The sequence below is a fragment of the Nonomuraea salmonea genome (assembly GCF_042428605.1).
Classification (GTDB): Bacteria; Actinomycetota; Actinomycetes; order Streptosporangiales; family Streptosporangiaceae; genus Nonomuraea; species Nonomuraea salmonea.
This window is the reverse complement of record NZ_JBHMCF010000009.1, coordinates 49,341-72,498: the sequence shown is the minus strand read 5'-3', so window position 1 is coordinate 72,498 and position 23,158 is coordinate 49,341. Positions and strand designations below refer to the sequence as shown.

General features: G+C 70.4%; 20 protein-coding genes. 14 read left to right on the top strand and 6 right to left on the bottom strand.

Going from position 1 to position 23,158, the window contains the following annotated elements; translation table 11 throughout:
- The first annotated feature begins 193 nt into the window (after positions 1 to 193).
- The 8 genes from ACFFR3_RS10250 (at position 194) to ACFFR3_RS10215 (ending at position 8,460) form a co-directional block, all read left to right on the top strand.
- Positions 194 to 1,033 carry a shikimate dehydrogenase gene (locus ACFFR3_RS10250; RefSeq protein WP_345386297.1) on the top strand — a complete coding sequence of 280 codons (840 nt, stop codon included), beginning with the start codon at positions 194 to 196 and terminating at the stop codon, positions 1,031 to 1,033.
- Between the two features lie 270 nt (positions 1,034 to 1,303).
- The gene (infC, locus tag ACFFR3_RS10245) at positions 1,304 to 1,966 is read left to right on the top strand and encodes a translation initiation factor IF-3 (protein WP_446686039.1); all 663 of its coding nucleotides are present in this window, start codon (positions 1,304 to 1,306) and stop codon (positions 1,964 to 1,966) included.
- 121 nt (positions 1,967 to 2,087) lie between these two features.
- On the top strand, positions 2,088 to 2,282 hold the full coding sequence (gene rpmI / locus ACFFR3_RS10240) for a 50S ribosomal protein L35 (protein ID WP_043622108.1): 195 nt from the start codon (positions 2,088 to 2,090) through the stop codon (positions 2,280 to 2,282).
- 24 nt (positions 2,283 to 2,306) lie between these two features.
- Entirely contained in the window at positions 2,307 to 2,690 is a 384-nt protein-coding gene (gene rplT / locus ACFFR3_RS10235) for a 50S ribosomal protein L20 (protein WP_345386295.1), read from the top strand.
- A gap of 101 nt (positions 2,691 to 2,791) precedes the next feature.
- Entirely contained in the window at positions 2,792 to 3,595 is an 804-nt protein-coding gene (locus ACFFR3_RS10230; protein ID WP_364557691.1) for a TrmH family RNA methyltransferase, read from the top strand.
- A 49-nt stretch (positions 3,596 to 3,644) separates the two neighbouring features.
- Positions 3,645 to 4,736, top strand: a complete 1,092-nt coding sequence (locus ACFFR3_RS10225) for a sensor histidine kinase (RefSeq protein WP_345386293.1) — start codon at positions 3,645 to 3,647, stop codon at positions 4,734 to 4,736.
- 131 nt (positions 4,737 to 4,867) lie between these two features.
- Complete coding sequence (gene pheS, locus ACFFR3_RS10220) at positions 4,868 to 5,908, top strand: phenylalanine--tRNA ligase subunit alpha (protein ID WP_345409250.1); 1,041 nt, start codon at positions 4,868 to 4,870, stop codon at positions 5,906 to 5,908.
- The gene (locus ACFFR3_RS10215; RefSeq protein WP_364373730.1) at positions 5,908 to 8,460 is read left to right on the top strand and encodes a phenylalanine--tRNA ligase subunit beta; all 2,553 of its coding nucleotides are present in this window, start codon (positions 5,908 to 5,910) and stop codon (positions 8,458 to 8,460) included. Before pheS ends, ACFFR3_RS10215 begins: the two co-directional genes overlap by 1 nt.
- A gap of 50 nt (positions 8,461 to 8,510) precedes the next feature.
- Here ACFFR3_RS10215 and ACFFR3_RS10210 read toward each other — a convergent pair whose 3' ends face one another.
- Positions 8,511 to 9,116: a Uma2 family endonuclease gene (locus ACFFR3_RS10210; protein WP_364373733.1), complete on the bottom strand. Its 606-nt coding sequence runs from the start codon at positions 9,114 to 9,116 to the stop codon at positions 8,511 to 8,513.
- A gap of 70 nt (positions 9,117 to 9,186) precedes the next feature.
- On the opposite strand from ACFFR3_RS10210, the gene ACFFR3_RS10205 reads away from it, so the two are divergent.
- Positions 9,187 to 9,426, top strand: coding sequence for a hypothetical protein (locus ACFFR3_RS10205; RefSeq protein ID WP_379483006.1), 240 nt, complete (start codon positions 9,187 to 9,189; stop codon positions 9,424 to 9,426).
- A 38-nt stretch (positions 9,427 to 9,464) separates the two neighbouring features.
- On the opposite strand, the gene ACFFR3_RS10200 is transcribed toward ACFFR3_RS10205, so the two are convergent.
- The 4 genes from ACFFR3_RS10200 to ACFFR3_RS10185 form a co-directional block, all read right to left on the bottom strand.
- Positions 9,465 to 10,757 carry an MFS transporter gene (locus tag ACFFR3_RS10200; RefSeq protein ID WP_379483005.1) on the bottom strand — a complete coding sequence of 431 codons (1,293 nt, stop codon included), beginning with the start codon at positions 10,755 to 10,757 and terminating at the stop codon, positions 9,465 to 9,467.
- Positions 10,758 to 10,870: 113 nt separating this feature from the next.
- Positions 10,871 to 11,221, bottom strand: coding sequence for a nuclear transport factor 2 family protein (locus ACFFR3_RS10195; RefSeq protein ID WP_364373742.1), 351 nt, complete (start codon positions 11,219 to 11,221; stop codon positions 10,871 to 10,873).
- 70 nt (positions 11,222 to 11,291) lie between these two features.
- A complete protein-coding gene (locus ACFFR3_RS10190; RefSeq protein ID WP_345386283.1) occupies positions 11,292 to 11,693 on the bottom strand; it encodes a hypothetical protein in 402 nt (133 codons plus the stop codon).
- A gap of 245 nt (positions 11,694 to 11,938) precedes the next feature.
- Positions 11,939 to 13,600 (bottom strand): class I adenylate-forming enzyme family protein, encoded by a 1,662-nt coding sequence (locus tag ACFFR3_RS10185; protein ID WP_364373746.1) that lies wholly within the window; start codon positions 13,598 to 13,600, stop codon positions 11,939 to 11,941.
- A 305-nt stretch (positions 13,601 to 13,905) separates the two neighbouring features.
- On the opposite strand from ACFFR3_RS10185, the gene ACFFR3_RS10180 reads away from it, so the two are divergent.
- Both ACFFR3_RS10180 and ACFFR3_RS10175 read left to right on the top strand, forming a co-directional pair.
- Positions 13,906 to 15,525, top strand: coding sequence for an endo-1,4-beta-xylanase (locus ACFFR3_RS10180; RefSeq protein ID WP_379483004.1), 1,620 nt, complete (start codon positions 13,906 to 13,908; stop codon positions 15,523 to 15,525).
- Between the two features lie 181 nt (positions 15,526 to 15,706).
- Positions 15,707 to 18,700, top strand: a complete 2,994-nt coding sequence (locus ACFFR3_RS10175) for an alpha-mannosidase (protein ID WP_364373752.1) — start codon at positions 15,707 to 15,709, stop codon at positions 18,698 to 18,700.
- A gap of 75 nt (positions 18,701 to 18,775) precedes the next feature.
- Here the strand turns inward: ACFFR3_RS10175 and ACFFR3_RS10170 are convergent, their stop codons facing one another.
- Positions 18,776 to 19,954, bottom strand: a complete 1,179-nt coding sequence (locus ACFFR3_RS10170) for an ROK family transcriptional regulator (RefSeq protein WP_364373755.1) — start codon at positions 19,952 to 19,954, stop codon at positions 18,776 to 18,778.
- Between the two features lie 78 nt (positions 19,955 to 20,032).
- On the opposite strand from ACFFR3_RS10170, the gene ACFFR3_RS10165 reads away from it, so the two are divergent.
- From ACFFR3_RS10165 to ACFFR3_RS10155, 3 genes are read left to right on the top strand one after another with little or no spacing between them, the layout of a single operon-like run.
- Complete coding sequence (locus ACFFR3_RS10165; RefSeq protein WP_345386275.1) at positions 20,033 to 21,394, top strand: extracellular solute-binding protein; 1,362 nt, start codon at positions 20,033 to 20,035, stop codon at positions 21,392 to 21,394.
- Positions 21,391 to 22,305, top strand: coding sequence for a carbohydrate ABC transporter permease (locus tag ACFFR3_RS10160; RefSeq protein WP_345386273.1), 915 nt, complete (start codon positions 21,391 to 21,393; stop codon positions 22,303 to 22,305). Before ACFFR3_RS10165 ends, ACFFR3_RS10160 begins: the two co-directional genes overlap by 4 nt.
- Positions 22,302 to 23,123, top strand: coding sequence for a carbohydrate ABC transporter permease (locus ACFFR3_RS10155; protein WP_345386271.1), 822 nt, complete (start codon positions 22,302 to 22,304; stop codon positions 23,121 to 23,123). The genes ACFFR3_RS10160 and ACFFR3_RS10155 overlap by 4 nt, the downstream gene beginning before the upstream one ends.
- The last annotated feature ends 35 nt before the right edge of the window (positions 23,124 to 23,158 follow it).

The window sequence follows — 23,158 nt, the reverse complement described above, 5'->3', positions numbered from 1 at the left end:
GAGCGGATGTGCCGCGAGCGGATGTGCCGCGAGCGGATGTGCCGCGAGCGGATGTGCCGCAAGTGGATGTGCCGCAAGTGGATGTGCCGTGAGCCGGTGGGGCTGGAGGATGTTCTCACCGTGCGCCCGTGGCGTGTCCGTGTGGCGTGGTGGGCGGCGGTAGGGTGCTGCGTGGTTGGAAAGGACGTGCGTGATGCGAGCTGCCGTGATGGGGTCGCCCATCGGCCATTCGCTCTCGCCCCACCTGCACCGGGCCGCCTACCGGGCGATGGGGCTCGACGGGTGGAGCTACGAGGCGTTCGAGTGTGACGAGGCCCGGCTGCCCGGCCTGCTGGCCGAGCTGACCCCCGTACGCGGACAGGCCGGCGACGACGGCCGCGCCTGGGCGGGGCTGTCGCTCACGATGCCGCTCAAGCGGGCCGTGCTGCCCCTGCTCGACACGGTCTCCGACCTGGCCGTCGAGGTGGGCGGCGCCAACACGGTGGTCTTCCGCGACGGCCGGCGCCACGGCGACAACACCGACGTCTACGGCATCGAGCGCGCCCTGGCCGAGGCGGGGGTGCCCGCGCCGCGCTCGGCGACCGTGCTGGGCGGTGGCGCCACGGCGGCCTCCGCGCTGGCGGCGCTGCGCGGTCTCGGGCTCTACTCCGCGACGCTGCTCGTCCGCGACCCCGCCAGGGCGGGGGAGACGGCCGCGGTGGCCGAGCGGCTTGGCGTGGCGCCGGCGGTGGAGACGTTCGCCAAGCTCGACGCCCGCATCGACGTCGACCTGGTGATCTCCACGCTGCCGAGCGGCGCCGCCGACGCCTTCGCCGACCGGCTGGCGCGCGTGCCGGCCCTGTTCGACGTGGTCTACGCACCCTGGCCGACCGCCGCGGCGACGGCCGTGCGGGCTGCGGGCGGCATCGTGGTCGGCGGGTTCGAGATGCTGCTGCACCAGGCGGTACGCCAGGTGCAGCTGATGACCGGTGTGACGGACGTGCCCGTCGAGGCCATGCGCGCCGCCGGCGAGGCGGAACTTCTCCGCCGCTGACTCTCCGCGCCATGGGAGCGATGCCCGCTGCAGGCGAGGCTGAGCTGCTCCGACGCTGAATCTCCGCGTTACGGGGATGATTCGAGCAGGCTTCGGTGTTGTGGTAATGTAGCTCTCTGATCGGTCCGGCATGCCTTGCTGGACGCGCAAGCGGAGGTCTCCCTCCCACCTGAGTCGCCGCAAGGTGGCCGGGTCCAGGATCACGCCGGACTACTCCGGGGAGCTCGAGGCCACGAAAGCCAAAGAGCTCAGTGGCCCCGCATGCGCGACGTGCGGGGCTTTTCGCGTTCAAGTGAGAAGCCCCGATACGACGAGCACGTAGGGATCGCAAACCTAGGAGGCCCCATCAGCACTGAGCCCCGCATCAACGAGCGTATCCGAGTTCCCGAGGTTCGCCTCGTGGGCCCGAACGGCGAGCAGGTAGGCATCGTCTCCATTCATGACGCGCTGAAGCTCGCCCAGGAGGCCGACCTCGACCTCGTCGAGGTCGCGGCCACGGCTCGACCGCCCGTGTGCAAGCTCATGGACTACGGCAAGTTCAAGTACGAGTCCGCGATGAAGGCGCGCGAGGCGCGCAAGAATCAGGCGCACACGATCATCAAGGAGATCAAGCTCCGGCCGAAGATCGACCCGCACGACTACGAGACCAAGAAGGGTCACGTGGTGCGGTTCCTCAAGGCGGGGGACAAGGTCAAAGTCACGATCATGTTCCGCGGGCGCGAGCAGTCCCGGCCGGAGCTCGGTTTCCGGCTGCTGCAGCGGCTGGCGGACGACGTCCAGGAGCTCGGCTTCGTGGAGTCCCACGCCAAGCAGGACGGCCGTAACATGATCATGGTGATCGGTCCGCACAAGAAGAAGGCCGAGGCAAAGGCCGAAAAGGCCGCAGCCAAGGCGCAGCGTGGCGGCGAGGAGCCTTCCCCACCGGAAGCGTGACCCGCAGTTGGGATTAGCCTTACAGCACCCCAGCAGCCACCGGCAGACGAAGACGCCGCGACCGGGCCGGACACGCACCGGCCCGGCCACCGGCACGACCGAAACGAGGAGAGACGGCGACATGCCGAAGATGAAGACGCACAGCGGTGCGAAGAAGCGGTTCCGGCTCACCGGCACCGGCAAGATCAAGCGTCGCCGTGCCAATCGCGCGCACTACAACGAGTGGAAGTCGTCCACGCTGACGCGCCGTCTCAAGAACGAGGTCGTCCTTTCCGACGCCGATTCCAAGAAGATCAAGAAGCTGCTCGCCAAGTAGCGCGAACCCCCGGGGAGAAGAAACATGGCACGCGTGAAGCGGGCGCTCAACGCCAAGAAGAAGCGCAAGGTCGTCCTCGACAGGGCGAGCGGTTACCGTGGCCAGCGGTCGCGGCTCTACCGCAAGGCCAAGGAGCAGATGCTCCACTCGATGACGTACGCCTACCGGGACCGCAAGGACCGCAAGGGCGCGTTCCGTCGTCTGTGGATCCAGCGCATCAACGCCGCGGCCCGGCAGAACGGCATCACCTACAACCGCCTGATCCAGGGTCTGCGCCTGGCCAACATCGAGGTCGACAGGAAGATCCTGGCCGACCTCGCGGTCAACGACAGCCAGACCTTCGCCACGCTCGTCGAGGCCGCCAAGAAGGCGCTCCCGGCGAACGTGAACGCTCCGGCCGCGAGCTGAAGCGCTTGATGTGAACGAGGGGCCCACCGATGACGGTGGGCCCTTTGCTGTCTGCACGCACGGGCCGGTGGCGGCAGGCGTCCGTACGACTGGGGGAGACGATGGCCGGGTCCGAGCTGACCAACGTGAGATCGCCGCGGGTCAAGGCCGCGCGGCGGCTCACCAAGCGGGCCTTCCGTGAGCAGGACAGGAAGTTCCTGGCCGAGGGGCCGCAGGCGGTGCGCGAGGCGCTCAAGCTCGACGGCGTGACCCTGGAGCTGTTCAGCACGGCCGAGGCCGAGCTGCGCCACCCCGAGCTGATCACCGAGGCCACGCTCAAGGGCGTCCCCGTCCACCGGGCGAGCGGCGAGGTCATGTCCGAGCTGTCACAGACCGTGACGCCGCAGGGGCTGGTGGCCGTCTGCCGGCTGGTGCACGTGCCCCTGGAGGAGGCGCTGGCGGGCGAGCCTCGGCTGGTGGCGGTGCTGGCGCACGTCCGCGATCCGGGCAACGCGGGGACCGTCATGCGGGCGGCCGACGCGGCGGGGGCGGACGCGGTGGTGTTCACGGACGCGTCGGTTGACCCGTACAACGGCAAGTGCGTACGCGCCAGCGTAGGCAGCCTTTTCCATCTTCCCGTCACGATCGGTGCACCGGTGGGCTCCGCCGTGCGTCAACTCAGGGAGCGGGGCCTGCGCGTGCTGGCGGCCGACGGCGCGGGCAAGCACACGCTCGACGACGTCGATCTCTCGGGACCGACGGCGTGGATCTTCGGAAACGAGGCCTGGGGACTGCCGGAGGAAATACTCACCGAAGCGGATGATGTGGTCAGAGTGCCCATCTACGGACAGGCTGAAAGTCTGAACCTAGCCACCGCCGCGGCGGTATGCCTTTACTCCTCGGCCAGGGCGCAGCGGGTGCCCTAGGCGACGGGAAACCCGCTATTGTCGGCGTTGTAGGCGGAGGAGGCGAGGCGTGCACGGCGCAGACACCGACGGGCGAGTGGTCGCGGCCGCGTGCACGATAGCCATCGACGATCTCCCCGACGGCCTCATCGTGACCGACCGATATGGGCGCGTGCTGGCCGTCAACCGGGCCGCCGCGCGGCTCACCGGCATCGTGGCGGAGCGCGCCGTCGGCCGGCACATGAACGACGTCTACCCGTTCCGCGACCACGACGGGCGCGACTGGTGGAAGGCGCTCGACCCCGAGGGCGGGCTGCGCACCCGCACCCGCGTGCCGGAGCGGCCGCTGCACCTGCCCGGCGGGCAGGAGCTCTACGTCGCGGCCAGGCTCGTCCGCGAGCCGGAGCGCGGCGGCGAGGTCGAGCGCGTCGCGATCACGCTGCGTGACGGCGGTGCCCGCTCCCGGCTCGAGCGCAGCCGCGCCGACCTGGTCTCCACCGTCGCCCACGAGCTGCGCTCGCCGCTGACCAGCGTCAAGGGGTTCACCGCCACGCTGCTGGCGAAGTGGACCCGCTTCACCGACGAGCAGAAGCTCGTCATGCTCGAGACCGTCAACAACGACGCCGACCGCGTCACCCGGCTCATCACCGAGCTGCTCGACGTCTCCCGCATCGAGTCGGGGCGCCTCGAGGTGCGCCGTCAGGTCGTCGATCTGCCCGCCAGGGCGCGCCGTCTCATCGCGGGCCGGGTCGCGGCCGGCGAGCCGGAGAACCGCTTCCGGCTGATCGCCGACGACGAGCTGCCCGAGATGTGGCTCGACCAGGACAAGATCGACCAGATCCTGGGTAACCTGGTGGAAAACGCGCTGCGCCACGGGCGCGGCACTGTGACGATCGAGATCGAGTCCATCGAATGGGGAGTGGCCGTGTCGGTGCGCGACGAGGGCGAGGGCATCGAGCCCGAGCTGGCTCCGCGCGTCTTCAGGCAGTTCTGGCGGGGCGGCAACAGCCGCCGCCGGGGCGGCACGGGGCTCGGCCTGTTCATCGTCAAGGGCCTGGTCGAGGCGCACGGCGGCACGATCACGGTGCAGCGCGCGCCCGAGGGCGGGGCTGAGTTCCGATTTACCTTGCCCACCGGCACCCCCGACTTCGCCGGCGTCTAGTCGCCGCGTTCGGGCCCGGTGGGCGGGTCCCACTAGACTCTTTTCCGCTCAAGCCCTGGATACGGAGCTCACTCTTGTCTGACTACGATCCCGTCGAGGTGACACCGTTGCATGCCGACGAGGTGTCCCGGATGGAGGCCGACGCCATCGAGGCGATCAAGGCGGCCGGCGACCTCGACGCACTCAAGCAGGCCAGGCTGGCGCACGCGGGTGACCGCTCGCCCATCGCCCTGGCCAACCGCGAGATCGGCGCCCTGCCGCCGGCCGCCCGCGCCGAGGCCGGCAAGCGCGTCGGCGCGGCCCGCAAGGCCATCAACGAGGCGCTCGCCGCCCGCCAGGCCGAGCTGGAGGCAGAGCGCGACGCCCGCGTCCTCATCGAGGAGGCCGTCGACGTCACCCTGCCGTGGGACCGCCGGCCGCGCGGCGCCCGCCACCCGCTCACCACGCTGCAGGAGCGCATCGCCGACGCCTTCGTCGCCATGGGCTACGAAGTGGCCGAGGGGCCCGAGCTCGAAGGCGAGTGGTTCAACTTCGACGCTCTCAACATCGCCAAGGACCACCCGGCGCGCTCCGACCACGACACGTTCTTCGTCGGCTCCACCGACTCCGGCATGGTGCTGCGCACGCAGACCTCGCCGGTGCAGATCAGGGCGCTGCTCGAGCGCGAGCTGCCGGTCTACGTCATCTCGCCGGGCAAGACGTTCCGCACCGACGAGCTCGACGCCACCCACACCCCGGTCTTCCACCAGACCGAGGGCCTGGCCGTCGACGAGGGCCTGACCATGGCCCACCTCAAGGGCACGCTCGACCGGTTCGCCGAGGTCATGTTCGGCAAGGGCATCACGACGCGGTTCCGGCCCAACTACTTCCCGTTCACCGAGCCGTCCGCGGAGATGGACCTCAAGTGCTTCGTCTGCCGCGGCGCCTCCGCGGTGCCCGGCAACCCGCCCTGCCGCACCTGCAAGTCGGAGGGCTGGATCGAGTGGGGCGGCTGCGGCATGGTCAACCCGCGCGTGCTCATCGCGTGCGGCGTCGACCCGTCGCGTTACTCCGGGTTCGCCTTCGGCATGGGCATCGAGCGGACGCTGATGTTCCGCCACAACGCCGAGGACATGCGTGACATGGTCGAGGGAGACGTGCGCTTCACGCTCCCGTTCGGAATGGAGATCTGATGAGGGTCCCGCTTTCCTGGCTGCGGGAGTATGTCGATCTCCCGGCGGTCACCGCCCACGAGGTGGCCGACAAGCTCACGGCCGCCGGGCTCAAGCTCGAGTCGATCACCTCGCACGGCCACGACGTCAAGAACGTCGTCGTCGGCGAGGTGCTCGAGGTCGAAGAGCTGACCGGCTTCAAGAAGCCGATCAGGCACTGCAAGGTCGAGGTGGGCGAGGCGACGCCGCGCGAGATCGTCTGCGGCGCCACGAACTTCGCCGCCGGTGACCGGGTGCCCGTCGTGCTGCCCGGCGGCGTGCTGCCCGGCGGGTTCGAGGTCGGGGCGCGCAAGACGTACGGGCGGATGTCCGAGGGCATGATCTGCTCCGAGCGTGAGCTGGGGCTGGGCGACGACCACAGCGGCATCATGGTGCTGCCCGAGGGCACGCCCATCGGCACCGACGTGGTCGAGCTGCTCGGGCTGCGCGACGACGTCATCGAGCTGGAGATCACCCCCGACATCGGCTACGCGCTGTCGATCCGCGGCGTGGCCCGCGAGGTGGCCACGGCGTTCGGGGTGGCCTTCCGCGACCCCGCCGACGTCGAGGTGCCCGCCGAGACCGCGCCGTCGTGGCCGGCCTCCATCGGCGACCCGACCGCCTGCGACCGGTTCGTGCTGCGCGAGGCGCACGGCTTCGACCCGGAGGCGCAGACGCCGCTGTGGATGCGCGTACGCCTGCACCGGGCCGGCATGCGCCCGGTCTCGCTGGCCGTCGACATCACCAACTACCTGATGCTGGAGCTCGGGCAGCCGCTGCACGCCTTCGACCGCGGCAAGCTCACCGGCGAGATCGTCGTCCGCAGGGCCGCGGCGGGCGAGCGGCTGGAGACGCTCGACCACGTCGTACGCGACCTCGACCCCGACGACATCCTCATCACCGACCAGTCGGGGCCGATCTCCATGGCCGGCACCATGGGCGGCCTGGAGACCGAGATCTCCGGCTCCTCGACCGACATCGTCATCGAGGCCGCCCACTTCTCCGCCACCGGCATCTCCCGCGAGTCCCGGCGGCACGGGCTGGTCTCCGAGGCGTCCAAGCGGTTCGAGCGCGGCGTCGACCGCGAGCTGCCGCTCGTCGCCTCGTGGCGGGCCGTGCGGCTGCTGGCCGAGCTGGGCGGCGCCACCGTGCCGCCCGGCGTCACGCACGCCGAGGTCGAGGTGTCGCCGGCGCGCATCGCGATCCCGGCCGGCTACCCGGGCCGGGTGGCCGGCGTCCCCTACTCCAAGGAGACCGTGGTCACCCGCCTGCAGCAGGTCGGCTGCGTCGTCACCGACGGCGCCGACCCGGCCGTGCGGCAGGGCGGCGTCGCCCCGACCGGCGTGGTGACCGGCGGCGAGCTGGCCGCCAGGCTGGCCGTGACCGGCGACGACATGATCACCGTGACCCCGCCGTCCTGGCGGCCCGACCTGACCGACCCCAACGACCTGGCGGAGGAGGTCATCCGGCTGGAGGGCTACGAGAACCTCCCGTCGGTGCTGCCCTCCGCCCCGGCCGGCGCCGGGCTCACCGAGGGCCAGCGGCTGCGCCGGCGGGTCGGGCGGGCGCTGGCCGAAGGCGGCTACGTCGAGGTGCTCAGCTACCCGTTCATCAGCCCCGACGACTTCGACCGCATGCAGCTGCCCGCCGAGGACGCGCGCCGCCGCGCCGCGCGGCTGGCCAACCCGCTGTCGGAGGACGAGCCGCTGATGCGGACGACGCTGCTGCCGGGGCTGCTGAAGACGCTCGTACGCAACGTCGGGCGCGGCTTCACCGACGTCGCGCTGTTCGAGTCCGGCTCCGTCTACCGGCCCCGCGAGGACGCGCCCGAGGTCGCTCCTGTGCTCGGCGTCGAGCGGCGGCCCACCGCCGACGAACTGGCCACCATCGAGTCGGCGCTGCCCGACCAGCCGCTGCGGGTCGCGGTCGTGCTGGCCGGCGAGTTCGAGCGGTCCGGCTGGTGGGGCGCGGGGCGGGCGGCCTCGTGGGCCGACGCCGTGCAGGCGGCCCGGCTCGTCGCCGCCGAGGCGCGGCTCGAGCTGTCCATCAGCGCCGACCAGCACGAGCCGTGGCATCCCGGCCGGTGCGCCGCCCTCTACGTGGGCGACACGCTGGTGGGGCACGCCGGTGAGCTGCACCCGCGGGTCATCGAGGCGTACGGGCTGCCGGCCCGCACCGCGGCGATGGAGCTGGAGCTGTCGCGGCTGGAGGCGGCCATGCCGGGGCCCGTCGACACGCCCGCCGTGTCCGCCTACCCGGTCGCCACCCAGGACGTCGCGCTGATCGTGCCGGACTTCACGCCGGTCGCCGACGTCGAGGCGGCGCTGCGCGACGGGGCGGGGGAGCTGCTGGAGTCGATCAGGCTGTTCGACGTCTACGCGGGTGAGCAGGTGGGCGAGGGGAACAAGTCGCTCGCCTACTCGATGCGGTTCCGCGCGCCCGACCGTACGCTGACCGTCGAGGAGACCACGGCGGCCCGCGACGCGGCGGTGGCCATGGCCGCCGACCGGGTGGGCGCCCAGCTCCGCGGCTGACCCGGCCGTTTCAGAGGGCCGGTGCGCTGCCGCACCGGCCCTTTCTGGCGTCAGGGTTCGTAGAGTGTGGCGACGTCGAAGTCGATGGGGAACGGGACCGAGAGTTTGAGCCGGTCGTGGTGGATGCCGGTGACGACGTAGGACCTGGTGGTCGGGCTCAGCTCGTGGACGACGACGGTGGCCTTGCCCTGGGTCTCCTCCACCAGCCAGAAATGGGGGATGCCTGCCTCGGCGTAGAGGACGGGCTTGCGCTTCGTGTCCCGCAATGCGGACTCCGGTGAGATCACTTCGACGGCGAGGACCACGTCTGCGGCATCGAAGTAGGTGACCTCGCTGCCGGTGAAGGTGCCGGGTGCGAGGACGATGAGGTCAGGCTCGGGGCGCTGCCTCGGGCCCAGCTTGACGCTCATCTCCTGGCGTACTTTGTGATCTGCAGGGGCGAACCTGTCCAGCTCGACGTGTAGCCGGTAGAGGACCAATGAATGGAAGTCGCGCTGGGGGGCCACGAAGACCAAGCTTCCATCAATCAACTCTGTGTGCGCAGGCAAATCCGGAAGGTGATCGAGATCTTCTGCTGCGAAGCCCTGTGGTGGCGGAAAAACCCAGTCCGGGAGCGAGGACGACGTCATCTCAGCGATCACCGCTTCGGCAGTCATGGTTGAACGCTACCAACCTATTGTGATCACGCTAGGTGAAAGTCAAGACACAGTTAAGAGCCTGAGAGGGATGAAGATGGCGGAGCTGCTGGTGTTCGGGGAGCGGGAGGATGCCGAGGAGGTGGCGGAGACGCTGGGGGAGTGGTTTCCGGAGGTGGGGGTGCCGCGGGTGGTGCGGGAGACCTTGGCGGGGGAGGACGATGCCGAGGATGCTCAGTGGGTGGTTGTGGTCGAGGGGCTCGACGGCGCGGCCTTGGGCAAGGTCGATGAGCTGGTCGAGCGGTATGACGGGTGGCGGGAGGTGGGCTGATCGCATCAGGTGGCCCGCCTCGTCAGCCGGCCTCGGGGTCAGGCGAGGGTGGCGGCTTCGCGGCGGGCCTTTTCCGCCAGGGCGTTCTCGTCGGTTGTGGCGTCGTAGCGGCGGAACTTCGGCAGGGCGGTGGCCAGGCTCAGTACGGCGGCCACGCACAGCACGCCGCCCGCGCCGAGTGCGAAGCGGGTGCCGCCGAGCTGGGCCATCATGCCGGCCCGCGCGTTGCCCAGCATGGGGCCGCTGGCGTACGAGAGGAGCTCGATGCCGGCCAGGCGGCCGCGCAGCTCCGGCGGGATGGTCTGGTTCCACATCGTCATGCGGAAGATGCCGCTGATCATGTCGGCGGCGCCCGCGAACGCGATGCAGACGACGATGAGCCAAATGTTCGGGGCCACGGCGGTCAGCGCCACGGCGACGCCCCACAAGGCGGCGGCCACGATCACGCCGAGGCCGTGGCGGCGTACGCGGGCCGTCCAGCGGCCGGTGAGCGAGGCGATCAGCGCGCCGACCGCGGAGGCCGAGTAGAGCAGCCCGAGCGCCTGCGGCGCCCGCAGCTCCTCGGCGAGGAACGGGAACAACGCGTTCGCCATCGCGAACACCATGGCGGCCATGTCCACGAGGTACGTGCCCACCAGGTCCTTGCGGCTCATCGCGTACCGCATGCCCTCGACCAGCGACTTGATCGAGGCGGGCGCCGCGTCCTCGGCAGGGGGCAGCGACCTGACCCGCCAGAGCAGGACCATCGACAGCAGGAAGGTGAGCGTGTCGAGGACGTACGCGGAGGTGACGCCCCACGACGCGACCATCAGGCCGCCGAGGGCGGGGGCCACGATGGCGCCGAAGTTCCAGCGCAGGCTCGACAGGACGGCGGCGGCGGCCTGCTGGTCGTGCTTGACGACCTGCTGCATCACCGCCTCCAGGCTGGGGCGCTGGAGCGAGCCGATGCCGGTGGAGATCGCGCCCACGACGTACAGGACCCAGATCTGCGGGCTCGGCAGCATCGCGTTGATCATGAGCGCGGCGGAGGTGACCAGCAGGCCCAGCTCGCTCATCACGATGATCTTGCGGCGGTCGAGCGCGTCGGCGATCGCGCCGCCCCATAGCCCGCACACCACCATGGGCACGAACTCCGCCAGGCTCACCAGGCCCACCGCGAGGTAGGAGTCGGTGAGCTGCTTCATCTGGTACGGCACCGCGACCATCGTGATCAGCGTGCCGAACATGGTGATGACGCCGGACCCGAAGAGCAACCGGTAGTCGCGGGAGTCGCGGAGCGGGCTGAGGTCGAGCGCGAGGTGGCGGAGCAGGCGCTTCAATGCTGATGGCACGAGTGGCAATTGTCCGTGATGGCGGCTGGCGTGGGCAAATCAATTCAGAGGTGGACGTCCAGGAGACGACTCGACGACCTCCGGGAGGCTCCCGGAGGTCGTCGCGAGGGCGGTCAGGACGGGATCTCGTCCAGGAAGCCCAGGACGCTGCGGACGCGGCCGTCCTCGGCCAGTTCCACCGCGTCGAAGCCGGTGGCGACGGGGTCGCCGCCCTCCGGGCCGAGGTGCCAGGTGAAGCGGGCGACGTGGTGGTGGCTGTCGTACAGCTCGCCCGGGGTGAAGACGAGGCCGGGGAACATGGACTGCGCGCCCTCGATCACGGCGGCGATGGCGGCGTGTCCCGTGACGTCGGCGAGGGGGTCGGTGTAGGTGCCGTCCTCGGTCCACAGCTCGGCCACGGCCTTGGCGCGGGCCTCGGGGTCGGTCTCGTTCCAGCAGGCGAGGTAGCGGTCGACGAGGGTCACGATCTCTGTCTCCTTGGTGCGGGGTCGGCTTGGTGCGGGGTCGGCTTGGTGCAGGGCCGGCAAGGAAGGGTCAGCGGCTCTTGCGCAGGCCGGTGAGCTGGAGTTCGGCGAAGACGGCCACCACGAGGGCCTGGGTGACGGCCCAGACGGCGCCGATCGTGGTGAGGTCGAGTGCGCCGGTGACGACGGCGGCGACGCTGCCCAGGGTCCAGGCGACGTTCAGGGCGATGACGGCCCTGGTGCCGGTGCGGCTGATGTCGCGGCGGGTGGCGAGGACGGCGACGGCGGCGCCGTACGCCAGGAGGAAGGCGCCGATGCCGCGCAGCAGGGCGGCGTCCGGGCCGAGCAGCGCGGCGACGGGGCCGGCGAAGGCGAGGTAGGCCAGCCCGTTGACGCCCGTCACGGCGGCGTCCGCGGCCAGCGCCAGGCGCAGGAACTTCGTACGGTCGGTGGTGATGGGCAGGGCGGTCATGTCGGGCTCCTTCGCGGCGACCACGGTCGTGCTGACACCGGGAACGATGTCAGGACGCGGGTAGGCGCCGCGATTACCCGGTGGGTAAGCGGGAGCCGGGAAGGGGTGTCCGAGCAGGGGGAACGCGATCGGTGTGAAGGCCGTCACACGACGACGGCTCCCCCGGAGAACACCGGGGGAGCCGTCGGACGCCTGCTGCGCTGGGCGGAGCGCCCAGCGGCGCGGCGCGTCAAAGCCCCGGCGGGTCAGGTGCCGAGGATCTCGCGGCGCAGGTGGGTCTTGAGGATCTTGCCGCCGGGGTTGCGGGGCAGCTCGCCCTCGCGGAACCAGACGTGCACCGGGATCTTGAACTTGGCGATCCTGGAGGACAGGAACTCGCGCAGCTCGTCCGGCGTGAGCGAGGCGCCGGGCGCCAGGCGGAGCACGGCGCCGACCTCCTCGCCCAGCTCGTCGTGCGGTACGCCGATCACGGCCGCGTCGTCCACCGCCGGATGCTCGAACAGGGCGGCCTCGACCTCGGCGCAGTAGACGTTCTCGCCGCCCCTGATCACCATGTCCTTGGCGCGGTCCACGATGTAGACGAAGCCGTCCTCGTCGATCTTGGCCAGGTCGCCGGTGTGCAGCCAGCCGCCGACGAACGTCTGCGCGGTCGCCTCCGGCTTGTTCCAATAGCCGAGGATGACGTTGGGGCCGCGTACGCACAGCTCGCCGACCTCGCCGCGGGGCAGCTCGCCGCCCAGGGGGTCGACGACCCGAACGTCCACCACGGGGGAGGGCAGGCCGATGCTGTCGGGCCTGGCGTGGTAGTCGGCGCCGCCGTTGCCGATGGCCAGGGCGCTGGTCTCGGTCATGCCGTAGCCGTTGGAGGGCGCGCGGTCGGGCAGGTTCGTCTTGATGCGCTCCAGCAGCTTGGGCGGGGCGGGGGCGCCGCCGTAGCCGAGGGTGGACAGCGAGGACAGGTCGTACTTGCCGAAGTCGGGGTGCGACATGAGCTGCCAGGCGTTGGTGGGCACGCCGATCATGGCGGTGACCCGCTCGCGCTCGATGAGCTGCAGCGCCTTCTCCGGGTCCCACTTGTACATCAGCACCAGGCCGCCGCCGCTGAACATCGTGGTCGTCATCGCCGAGAAGCAGCCGGTGACGTGGAAGAGCGGCACGGTCAGCAGGGTGATCCTGCGGGTGCCCGCCGCCGCGCCGACGTCCTTGCCGGACAGGGCGACGGCGCGCATGAGGCCGTAGGCGACGGTCATGGGGGACTGGCCGATGTTGCGGTGGCTGCCGAGCGCGCCCTTGGGGTTGCCGGTGGTGCCGGAGGTGTAGAAGATCGTCGCGGGGTCGTCGGGGGCCGGCTCGACCTCGGGGAGGGAGACGTCCGCCGGGATCTCGCCGAGCACGTCGTCGAACGCGCGCGCCCCGTCCGGGGCCTCGCCCCTGGCGACGATCATCGGCACGCCCGTGGAGGCCAGCCTGACGGCGCGCTCACCGTCCGCGATCAGCACCTTGGCTCCCGAGTCGGTCACGCCGTAGGCCAGCTCGGCCTCCGTCCACCAGGCGTTGAGCGGTACGGCGATGGCCCCGGCGGCCAGCACGGCCGAGAAGGAGATCACCCATTCCGGGTAGTTGCGCATGGCCACGGCCACCCGGTCGCCCTTGCTCACGCCGTAGTCCTCGACCAGCCGGCGGGCGAGGGTGGCGACGCGGCGGAAGTGGTCCTCGAAGGTGATGTGCTCGTCCTCGTAGACGAGGAAGACCTTGTCGCCGTGGAATCTGCTCATCTCCAGCAGGGCCCGGTAGTGCGGCGGGGCGTGCTTCCACGTGCGTACGCCGGTGCCGCCGATCTCCTCCATCTCGAAGAGCTGGCCGGGACCGGTGAGCTGGGCCTGGACCTGGGCGTGCGAAAGAGACATCCGCAGTACTCCCGCAGTGGACGATTGTTCCGGACAATCACAGTACCGACCGGCCGGTACGTGCGCTAGACGCCTGATCTCCGCCGCTGTGACCATGAAACTTTCATGGGTTTGCCGATACTTTCTGCCCGCCAACTGCTCATTTGGCCCCGGCCCGACCGCCTGGTTGACCCGCTCGTGCGCATGTCAATACCGTCTGCTCCATGGTCCCATCGGGGCCGAAACTTTCGGAATCGAGTGCCTGCCTCCGGAGGTAGATGCCCGTGCGTTCGTCCTCACTCCTCAGACCCCTCGCGTTAGCGGGGTTGCTCGCGACCTTCCTCCTACCCACCGTCCCGGCGGAAGCATCGGCGCCGCTGCGTACGCACGCGGCCTCCAAGGGCAAGTTCATCGGTGCGGCGCTCGCCACCAGCCCGCTGTCGAACGAGACCGCCTACCGCAACATCGCGGCCACGGAGTTCAACCAGATCACCGCCGAGAACGCGATGAAGTGGGACGCCACCGAGCCCAGCCAGAACCAGTTCAACTTCTCCGGCGCCGACGCCATCGTCAACTTCGCCACGCAGAACAACCAGCAGGTCCACGGCCACACGCTGGTCTGGCACCAGCAGACCCCCGGCTGGGTGCAGGGCCTCGGCGCGAGCGCCATGCGCAGCGCGATCCAGAACCACATCTCGCAGGTCGTCGGCCGCTACGCCGACAACCCGGCCGTGGTCTCGTGGGACGTGGTCAACGAGGTGTTCGAAGAGAACGGCAGCATGCGGAGCTCGTTCTGGTACAACACGCTCGGCCAGAGCTACATCGCCGACGCCTTCAGGGCCGCCCGCGCCGCCGACCCCGACGCCCGGCTGTGCATCAACGACTACAACGTCGAGGGCATCAACGCCAAGAGCACCGCGATGTACAACCTGGTCTCCTCGCTGCGCCAGCAGGGCGTGCCGGTCGACTGCGTCGGCTTCCAGGGCCACCTCGCCATCCAGTACGGCTTCCCGAACGACCTGCAGCAGAACCTGGAGCGCTTCGCCGCGCTCGGCGTCCAGGTGCGCATCACCGAGCTCGACATCCGCATGCAGATGCCGCGCAACTCCTCCAAGGACGCCACCCAGGCCACCTACTACCGCAACGTCATCAACGCCTGCCTGGCGGTGACGGCCTGCGCCGGCGTGACGATCTGGGGCTTCACCGACAAGCACTCGTGGGTGCCGGACACGTTCGGCGGTGAGGGCGCCGCGCTCATCTACGACGAGAACTACCAGCAGAAGGCCTCCTACACCGCCGTGCACGACGCGCTGGCGGGCGGCACGGGCGGCGACGACACCACGCCGCCGACCACGCCGGGCACGCCGACGTCGAGCAACGTCACCTCCAACTCGGCGACGCTGTCCTGGAGCGCCTCGACCGACAGCGGCGGCAGCGGCCTGGCCGGTTACAACGTCTACCGCGAGCAGGGCGCCACGGACACGCTGCTCGGGCAGAGCACGACCGCCTCGATCAACCTGACGGGGCTGACGCCGGAGACGCAGTACCAGGTCTACGTGCGCGCCCGTGACGGCGCGGGCAACCTGTCCGGCAACTCGCCGGCCGCCACGTTCACGACCTCCGAGGGTCCCGTCGGCGGTGGTGGCTGCACCGCCACCGGCACCGTGCAGACCCAGTGGCAGAACGGCTACGTCGTCCAGCCGGTGACCGTCACCAACACCGGCACCTCGGCCATCAACGGCTGGACCGTCACCTTCACGCTGCCCTCCGGGCACACGCTGGCCGGCTCGTGGAACGCGTCCCTGACCGTCAGCGGGCAGACCGTCACGGCCAGGAACGCCAACTACAACGGCAACCTGGCGCCGAACGCCAGTACCACGTTCGGTTTCCAGGTGAACCGTCCGAACGGGAACACGCAGACGCCTTCCGGCTACACCTGCGCCTGATCGGGGATCCCCTGGGGCCTGCCCGACTGCCCGCCCGGCACCGGTAACCGCCCCAGGGGATTCTCTCCCCTTTTGAGAAGAGGGGGTGGCTTTGCCGGAAATGATGGGGATGCATAACGTGCTGTTGGTGCCCGCCCTTGCCAGCGGCCCGCCGTTCTCCATCTGCTGAGGAGCCTGCCTGATGCATGACGACCGCACTCTGGTCGAAGCCCGTCTGAAGCGCGTACTGACCGAGCGGATCCGCCCCGCGGTCTATCCCGAGTCGGTGCCGCTGGAGGTGGGCGTGTGGCACGCGCCGGGCGAGCCGGTACCGGTGGCCGAGGGCCTGGCCGCGCCGCGCGAGCCGATCGCGGTCGGCACGCCGTGGGGGCCGCCGTGGGGCACGAGCTGGTTCACCGTGAGCGGCACCGTCCCCATGGAGTGGACGGGCAAGATCGTCGAAGCGGTGCTCGACCTCGGGTTCAACCCGGACAAGACGGGCTTCCAGTGCGAAGGGCTGGTCTACCGGCCCGACGGCACCCCCGTGAAGAGCCTCAACCCCCGCCAGCAGTGGGTCCGCGTCGCCGGGCCCGCCGAGGGCGGCGAGGAGGTGCGCCTGCACATCGAGGCCGCCTCCAACCCGGTCATCCTCGACTACCACCCCTTCCTGCCCACTCAGCTGGGCGACAAGGAGACGGCCGGCACCGAGCCGCTCTACCGGCTGGCCCGCATGGACCTCGCCGTCTTCGACAAGACGGTGTGGGACCTGGTGATGGACCTGGAGGTGCTCGGCGAGCTGATGCAGGAGCTGCCCGTCGAGGGCGCCCGCCGCTGGGAGATCCTCCGGGCGATCGAGCGCGCGCTGGACGCCGTCGATCTGCAGGACGTGAACGGCACCGCCGCCGCGGCCAGGGCCGAGCTGACCGGTGTCCTGGCCGCGCCGGCCGTGCCGTCGGCGCACCGGATCAGCGCCGTCGGGCACGCCCACATCGACTCGGCCTGGCTGTGGCCGCTGCGCGAGACCGTGCGCAAGGTGGCCCGCACCGCCTCCAACATGACCACGCTGCTGGAGGAGGACCCCGACTTCGTCTTCGCGATGTCGCAGGCCCAGCAGTGGGCCTGGCTGAAGGAGCACAGGCCCGAGGTGTGGGCCAAGGTCGTCAAGGCGGTGGCGACCGGCCGGTTCGTGCCCGCGGGCGGCATGTGGGTCGAGTCCGACACGAACATGCCGGGCTCCGAGGCGATGGCCCGGCAGTTCGTGCACGGCAAGCGCTTCTTCATCGACGAGTTCGGGGTGGACAACGAGGAGGTGTGGCTGCCCGACACGTTCGGGTTCGCGGCCGGGCTGCCGCAGATAATCAAGGCGGCCGGGTCGAAGCGGCTGCTCACCCAGAAGATCTCGTGGAGCCAGACCAACACGTTCCCGCACCACACGTTCCTGTGGGAGGGCATCGACGGGACCAGGATCTTCACCCACTTCCCGCCCATCGACACCTACAACGCCTCCCTGCGCGGCGGCGAGCTGGCGCACGCGGCCCGCAACTTCAAGGACAAGGGCGTGGCCAGGCACTCGCTGGCCCCGACCGGGCACGGCGACGGCGGCGGCGGCACCACCCGCGAGATGGTGGCCAGGGCGGCCCGCGTCCGCGACCTGGAGGGCTCGCCCACCGTGACGTGGGAGACGCCCGCCGAGTTCTTCGACAAGGCCGAGGCCGAGTACCCCAACCCGCCGGTCTGGGTGGGCGAGCTCTACCTGGAGCTGCACCGGGCCACGCTGACCAGCCAGGCCAAGACCAAGCAGGGCAACCGGCGCAGCGAGGCGCTGCTGCGGGAGGCCGAGCTGTGGGCGGCGACGGCGGCCGTACGGGCGGGGGCCGACTATCCGTACGAGGCGCTCGACCGGCTGTGGAAGACGGTGCTGCTGCACCAGTTCCACGACATCCTGCCCGGCTCGTCGATCGCGTGGGTGCACCGGGAGGCGCGCAGGACGTACGAGCTGGTGACCGAGGAGCTGAACGGCATCATCGACGCCGCGCAGCGCGCGCTGGCGGGCGAGCCGGCCGGCGGCACGCTGGTCTTCAACGGCGCACCGCACGCCCGCAACGGCGTGCCCGCGGGCGGCGCCGCCCCCGAGACCCCGGCCGCCGCCGTGCAGGCGGCGCCGCGGCCCGCGGGCGGGTTCGTGCTCGACGACGGGCTGCTCAGGGTCGAGATCGACGGGCGCGGGCTGGTCGTGTCGGCGTACGACCTGCGGGCCGGGCGCGAGACCGTCGCGCCGGGGCGGGCGGCCTGCCTGCCACAGCTGCACCCGGACTTCCCGAACAAGTGGGACGCCTGGGACGTGGACGAGTTCTACCGCAACACGGTGACCGACCTGACGGAGGCGGACGACGTGCGCCTCGACGGGGTCACGGTCGTGGTCGAGCGCTCGTTCGGGGCCTCGTCGATGGTGCAGCGGCTCACGCTCGCCGAGGGGCGGCTGGAGATCGACACCGAGGTCGACTGGCACGAGACGGAGAAGTTCCTCAAGCTGGCCTTCCCCCTCGACGTACGCGCCGACCGGTACGCCTCCGAGAGCCAGTACGGTCACACCTTCCGCCCCACCCACACCAACACGAGCTGGGAGGCCGCCAAGTTCGAGGCCTGCAACCACCGCTTCGTGCACCTGGAGGAGCCCGGCTGGGGCGTGGCCATGGTGACCGACTCGACCTACGGCCACGACGTCACCCGCGACGTGGACGAGCACGGCACCACGACCACGCTGCGCGTCTCGCTGCTGCGCGCGCCGCGCTTCCCCGACCCCGAGACCGACCAGGGCGCGCACCGCTTCCGCCACGCGCTCGTGCCGGGCGCGGAGATCGGCGACGCCGTGCGCGAGGGCCACTTCATCAACCAGCCCGAGCGCCGCGTGCCCGGCTCCGCGCCGGTCGAGCCGCTGGTCACGGTGGACGACGACGCCGTGGTGGTGACGGCGGTGAAGCTGGCCGACGACGGCAGCGGCGACGTGGTGGTCCGCTTCCACGAGTCGCGCGGCGGCCGGGCCCGCGCCAGGCTGCGTCCCGGCTTCCCCGTCGCGGAGGTCGTCACGACCGACCTGCTGGAGCGGCCGACGGGCGAGCCCGAGCGGCCCGGCGACGGGATCGCCGTGGCGCTGCGCCCGTTCGAGCTGGTCACGCTGCGCATGAAGCGGGCCTGAGCCCGCACCGGCCGGGCCCTGACGCCAGAACCCGCGCGCCAGGGCCCGGCCGCGCGCCTGATCATCGAGCCGGGCTCAGCCGCTGAGCAGCGTGCCGAGGCGGGGCGCGTAGGTGGCGTGGAAGACGAGGGAGGCCGCACCGATCGCGGCGGCGTCGGCCGCGATCGGTGAGGTCTCCACGCGTACGGCGTGCAGCCGCCTGGCCATCGTCCGCCCCGCCACGGCCGCCGCGATCGCCTCCCGATAGATGCCGCCGACCTCGCGCAGCGCGGGCCCGCCCAGCACGAGCAGGTCGATGTCCAGCATGTTCACCACGCTGACGGCGGCCACGGCGAGGCGGTCGGCCACCCGCTCGATCACCGCGCGCGCCGCCGGCTCGCCGCGCGCCGCGGCCGCGCAGACGTCGGCGTGGTCGGCGCCGCCCGCGGCCGCCTCGATCGCGCTCGGGCAGCACACCGCCTCCACGCAGCCCCGGTTGCCGCAGTAGCACGCGGGCCCGTCGGGCTCGACGGTGATGTGCCCGAACTCGCCGGCGTTGAGTGAGCGCCCGCGATAGATCTGGTTGTCGAGGAACAGCCCGCCGCCGATGCCGGTGCCGAGGTAGAGGTAGGCGAAACTGGGCGCGGAGCGCGCGATGCCGGCCCACCGCTCGCCGATCGCCGCCGCCGTGGCGTCGTTGTCGACGGTCACCGGGAAGCGGGTGTACTCCTGGAGCAACTCCTTGATCGGCGTGCCGGCCCACGCGGGCAGCCGGGGCGGGCTCACCATCACGCCGTCGCCGTCGAGCGGTCCCGGGCAGGCCAGCCCCACCCCGAGCACCTTGCCGTCCGGCACCCCCGCCTCGCGCAGGATCCGCCTGGCCGCCCGCGCCATCTGCCTGACCACCGCGTCGGGCCTGGCCCGCGGGCGTACGGGCAGATGCAGCCGGGCGACCGGGCGGCCCGCCAGGTCCGCCAGCACGCACGACAGCGCCTTGGGATCGAAGTGCACGCCGACCGCGTAGCCGGCGCCGGCGTCCACCCGCAGGATGGTGGCCGGTTTGCCGCCGCGTGACGGCGCCGAGCCGTCCTCGACGACCAGGCCCTCCTCCAGCAGCCTGCGTACGATCACCGACACCGTCTGCGCCGTCAGCCCCGTCACGGACGCGACCTGGACGCGGCTGATCCCGTCGGAGGCCTGGATGGCCTCCAGCACCACGGCCCGGTTGTAGCTGCCGACCTTGGGCAGGTTGGTGCCCTGCTGCATGTGAGTCATATCACCACAAAGTGTTGACTTAGTAAATCAAAAAGACTTACGTTCTCCGCAACCCAAAGGAAACAAGGGGAGGCCGTGATGACACGTAGGCTGGCCGGTTCCCTCCTGCTGTTGACAGCGCTGACAGCAGCCGGTTGCGGCGGTGGCGCCGCCGAAGAAGCCTCAGGAACCAAGGAGCTCGAGGTTCTCTACAAGGTCGAGCCCACGTGGCCGCACCTGGAGAAGATGCTCACGGATGCGAAGAAGCAGTACGAATCCAGCCATCCCGGCGTCACGATCAAGCTGACCGGGGTGCAGGGCAACAACGAGGCCTACTACACGAAGCTGGCGCTGCTGAACCGCTCCGCGGACTCGGCGCCCGACATCTACTACCACGACACCTTCCAGGTGAACGCCGACGTCGCCGCGGGCAAGCTGGCCCCGCTCGACGAATACCTGACCAAGTGGCCCGACTGGAGCTCCCAGTTCCCCGACTCGGTCAAGGAGGCCGCGAAGGGCGCCGACGGCAAGATCTACGGCGTGCCGATCAGCACCGACACGCGCGGCCTCTGGTACCACAAGGACGTCTTCGCCAAGGCGGGACTGCCCGTCCCGTGGGAGCCGAAGACCTGGAACGACGTGCTGACCGCAGCCCGGACGATCAAGCAGAAGGTGCCGGACGCCGTCCCCTTCAGCATGTACTCCACGAAGATCCACGGCGAGGCGTCCACCATGCAGGGCTTCGAGATGCTCCTGTACGGCACCCCCGGCGGCACCCTGTACGACAGCGCCCAGCAGAAGTGGGTGAGCGGCGGCAAGAACTTCACCGACGCGCTGACCTTCATCCACACGATCTACCGCGAGGAGCTCGGCCCCAGGCAGGCCGACGCCCACAACGCCAAGCTCGCCGACAAGGTCAACCACGAGTGGTTCCCGGCCGGCAAGGTCGGCATCTCCCTCGACGGCGCCTGGACGCCGTCGGCCTGGAAGGACACCAGCACCAAGCCGTGGCCCGCCTGGCAGGAGAAGATCGGCTGGACGGCCATGCCGACGCAGAACGGCGAGGAGCCGGGCGCGGTCAGCATGTCGGGCGGCTGGGTCATGGCGATGAGCTCCTACACCAAGCTCAAGCAGGAGGCGTTCGACTTCATCACCGTGGCGATGAACAAGGAGAACGCGATGACGTACTCCGTGAGCACCGGTGACCTGGCCGTGCGCAAGGACGTCGCGGCCGACCCGAAGTACACCGCCGACAACCCGTCGGTGAAGTTCTTCACCGAACTCGCCGAGGTGACGCACTACCGGCCCGCCTACGAGGCGTACCCGAAGGTGTCGGCGCAGATCCAGGAGGCCATGGAGGCCGTCACCACCGGCTCGCAGACGCCTGAGGAGGCCACCGCGGCCTACGCCAAGGCGCTGCCCGGCGCGGTCGGAGGCCCCGACAAGGTCGTCGCCAAATGACGGTCGCCACGGCGCCGTCCCCGCCCGTGACGGGCACGCCTGCGGGCGGCCCGTCACGGCGGCGGGTCATGCGCTGGCTGCTGCCCCTGGGCCCGGCGCTGGTGCTGCTGGCGCTGTTCCTCGCGGGGCCCATCCTGTGGAGCGTCTACATCGCGTTCACCAACGAGACCCTGACCGGCTCGGCCTCGGTGAACTCGCAGTTCGTCGGGCTGGACAACTTCGTCAAGCTCTTCGACGACCCGAACTTCATCAACTCGTTCCTGCTCACGTTCGTCTTCGTGATCGGCTCGGCCGTCATCGGCCAGAACACGCTGGGCCTGATCATCGCGCTGCTGATGCGCGGGCGCGGCAGGGTGACGCGCAGCACGGTCAACGGCGTGGTCATCGCGGCCTGGGTGATGCCCGAGATCGTGGCGGCGGCCTGCTGGTTCTCCTTCCTCGCCGAGGAGGGCACGCTCAACACCGCGCTCGGCATCTCGCAGGAGTGGCTCTACACCGCGCCGATGCTGGCGGTGATCCTGGCCAATGTCTGGCGCGGCACCGCGTTCTCGATGCTGGTCTACTCGGCGGCGCTGTCGGAGGTGCCGAAGGACCTGGTGGAGGCGGCGGCGGTGGACGGCGCGGGCCCAGGAAAGCGGCTGCTGCACATCACGCTGCCGCTGATCCGGCGCTCGATCATGTCGAACCTGATGCTGATCACCCTGCAGACGCTGGCCAGCTTCGGGCTCATCTACGCCCTGACGGGCGGCGGTCCTGGCACGGCCAGCCAGACGACCCCGCTCTACATGTACGAGCAGGCGTTCCGCTACTTCGAGATCGGCTACGGCTCGGCCATCGCGCTGGTCATGCTGGTCATCGGGGCCCTGTTCTCGCTGATCTACCTGCGTCTGATCAAGGTGGAGGACGCATGACCAGACTCGCCGCGAGGGGCGCGGCCACGCTGTCGCTGCTGGTGATCGCGCTGGCGTTCCTGGGGCCCTTCATCTGGGTGCTCATCGCCTCGGTGCAGCCGGAGGCGACGCTGGCCGCCGCGCCGACCCTGACCTTCTCCCTCGACAACTTCAAGGCCGTGCTGACCTGGGAGACGATCGTGCTCCCGCTGATCAACTCGGTCGTCATCTCGGGCTCGACGGCGCTGCTGACGGTGGTGGTGGCCGGGCTCGCGGCCTATCCGCTCTCGCGCTACCAGCTGCGCTACCGCCGCCACTTCATGCTGACGCTGCTGTTCACCACGGGCCTGCCGATGACGGCGATCCTGGTGCCGGTCTACGCGATGTTCTTCCGGTTCAACCTGTACGGCTCGGTGCCGGCGATGGTGCTGTTCCTGACCGCCAGCTCGCTGCCGTTCTCCATCTGGATGATGAAGAACTTCATGGACGGCGTGCCGGTCAGCCTGGAGGAGGCCGCCTGGGTGGACGGCGCCGGATGGGTGCAGTCGCTGCGCGCCGTGGTGGGGCCGCTGATGGCGCCGGGCATCGCGGTGGTGGCGATCTTCGTGTTCGTCGGGCAGTGGGGCAACTTCTTCGCCCCGTTCGTGCTGCTGGACGCGCCGGAGAAGCAGCCGGCCGCGGTGACCATCTACACGTTCTTCTCGCAGTACGGGCAGGTCGCCTACGGGCAGCTGGCCGCGTTCTCGATCCTCTACACGGCACCCGCGGTGATCCTCTACGTGGCGGTCAACAAGTACCTCGCGGGGTCGTTCAACCTCGGCGGCGCGACGAAGGGGTAGCTGGCGGATTCACGACAAGTCAGGATGTGGCCACC

Coding starts and splice junctions, on each gene's coding strand:
- ACFFR3_RS10165 (WP_345386275.1), top strand. CDS start 20,033: ATGACACGTAGGCTGGCCGGTTCCCTCCTGCTGTTGACAGCGCTGACA.
- ACFFR3_RS10230 (WP_364557691.1), top strand. CDS start 2,792: ATGGCCGGGTCCGAGCTGACCAACGTGAGATCGCCGCGGGTCAAGGCC.
- ACFFR3_RS10155 (WP_345386271.1), top strand. CDS start 22,302: ATGACCAGACTCGCCGCGAGGGGCGCGGCCACGCTGTCGCTGCTGGTG.
- ACFFR3_RS10160 (WP_345386273.1), top strand. CDS start 21,391: ATGACGGTCGCCACGGCGCCGTCCCCGCCCGTGACGGGCACGCCTGCG.
- rplT (WP_345386295.1), top strand. CDS start 2,307: ATGGCACGCGTGAAGCGGGCGCTCAACGCCAAGAAGAAGCGCAAGGTC.
- ACFFR3_RS10210 (WP_364373733.1), bottom strand. CDS start 9,116: ATGACTGCCGAAGCGGTGATCGCTGAGATGACGTCGTCCTCGCTCCCG.
- ACFFR3_RS10215 (WP_364373730.1), top strand. CDS start 5,908: ATGAGGGTCCCGCTTTCCTGGCTGCGGGAGTATGTCGATCTCCCGGCG.
- rpmI (WP_043622108.1), top strand. CDS start 2,088: ATGCCGAAGATGAAGACGCACAGCGGTGCGAAGAAGCGGTTCCGGCTC.
- ACFFR3_RS10205 (WP_379483006.1), top strand. CDS start 9,187: ATGAAGATGGCGGAGCTGCTGGTGTTCGGGGAGCGGGAGGATGCCGAG.
- ACFFR3_RS10190 (WP_345386283.1), bottom strand. CDS start 11,693: ATGACCGCCCTGCCCATCACCACCGACCGTACGAAGTTCCTGCGCCTG.
- pheS (WP_345409250.1), top strand. CDS start 4,868: ATGGAGGCCGACGCCATCGAGGCGATCAAGGCGGCCGGCGACCTCGAC.
- ACFFR3_RS10250 (WP_345386297.1), top strand. CDS start 194: ATGCGAGCTGCCGTGATGGGGTCGCCCATCGGCCATTCGCTCTCGCCC.
- ACFFR3_RS10185 (WP_364373746.1), bottom strand. CDS start 13,600: ATGTCTCTTTCGCACGCCCAGGTCCAGGCCCAGCTCACCGGTCCCGGC.
- ACFFR3_RS10175 (WP_364373752.1), top strand. CDS start 15,707: ATGCATGACGACCGCACTCTGGTCGAAGCCCGTCTGAAGCGCGTACTG.
- ACFFR3_RS10170 (WP_364373755.1), bottom strand. CDS start 19,954: ATGACTCACATGCAGCAGGGCACCAACCTGCCCAAGGTCGGCAGCTAC.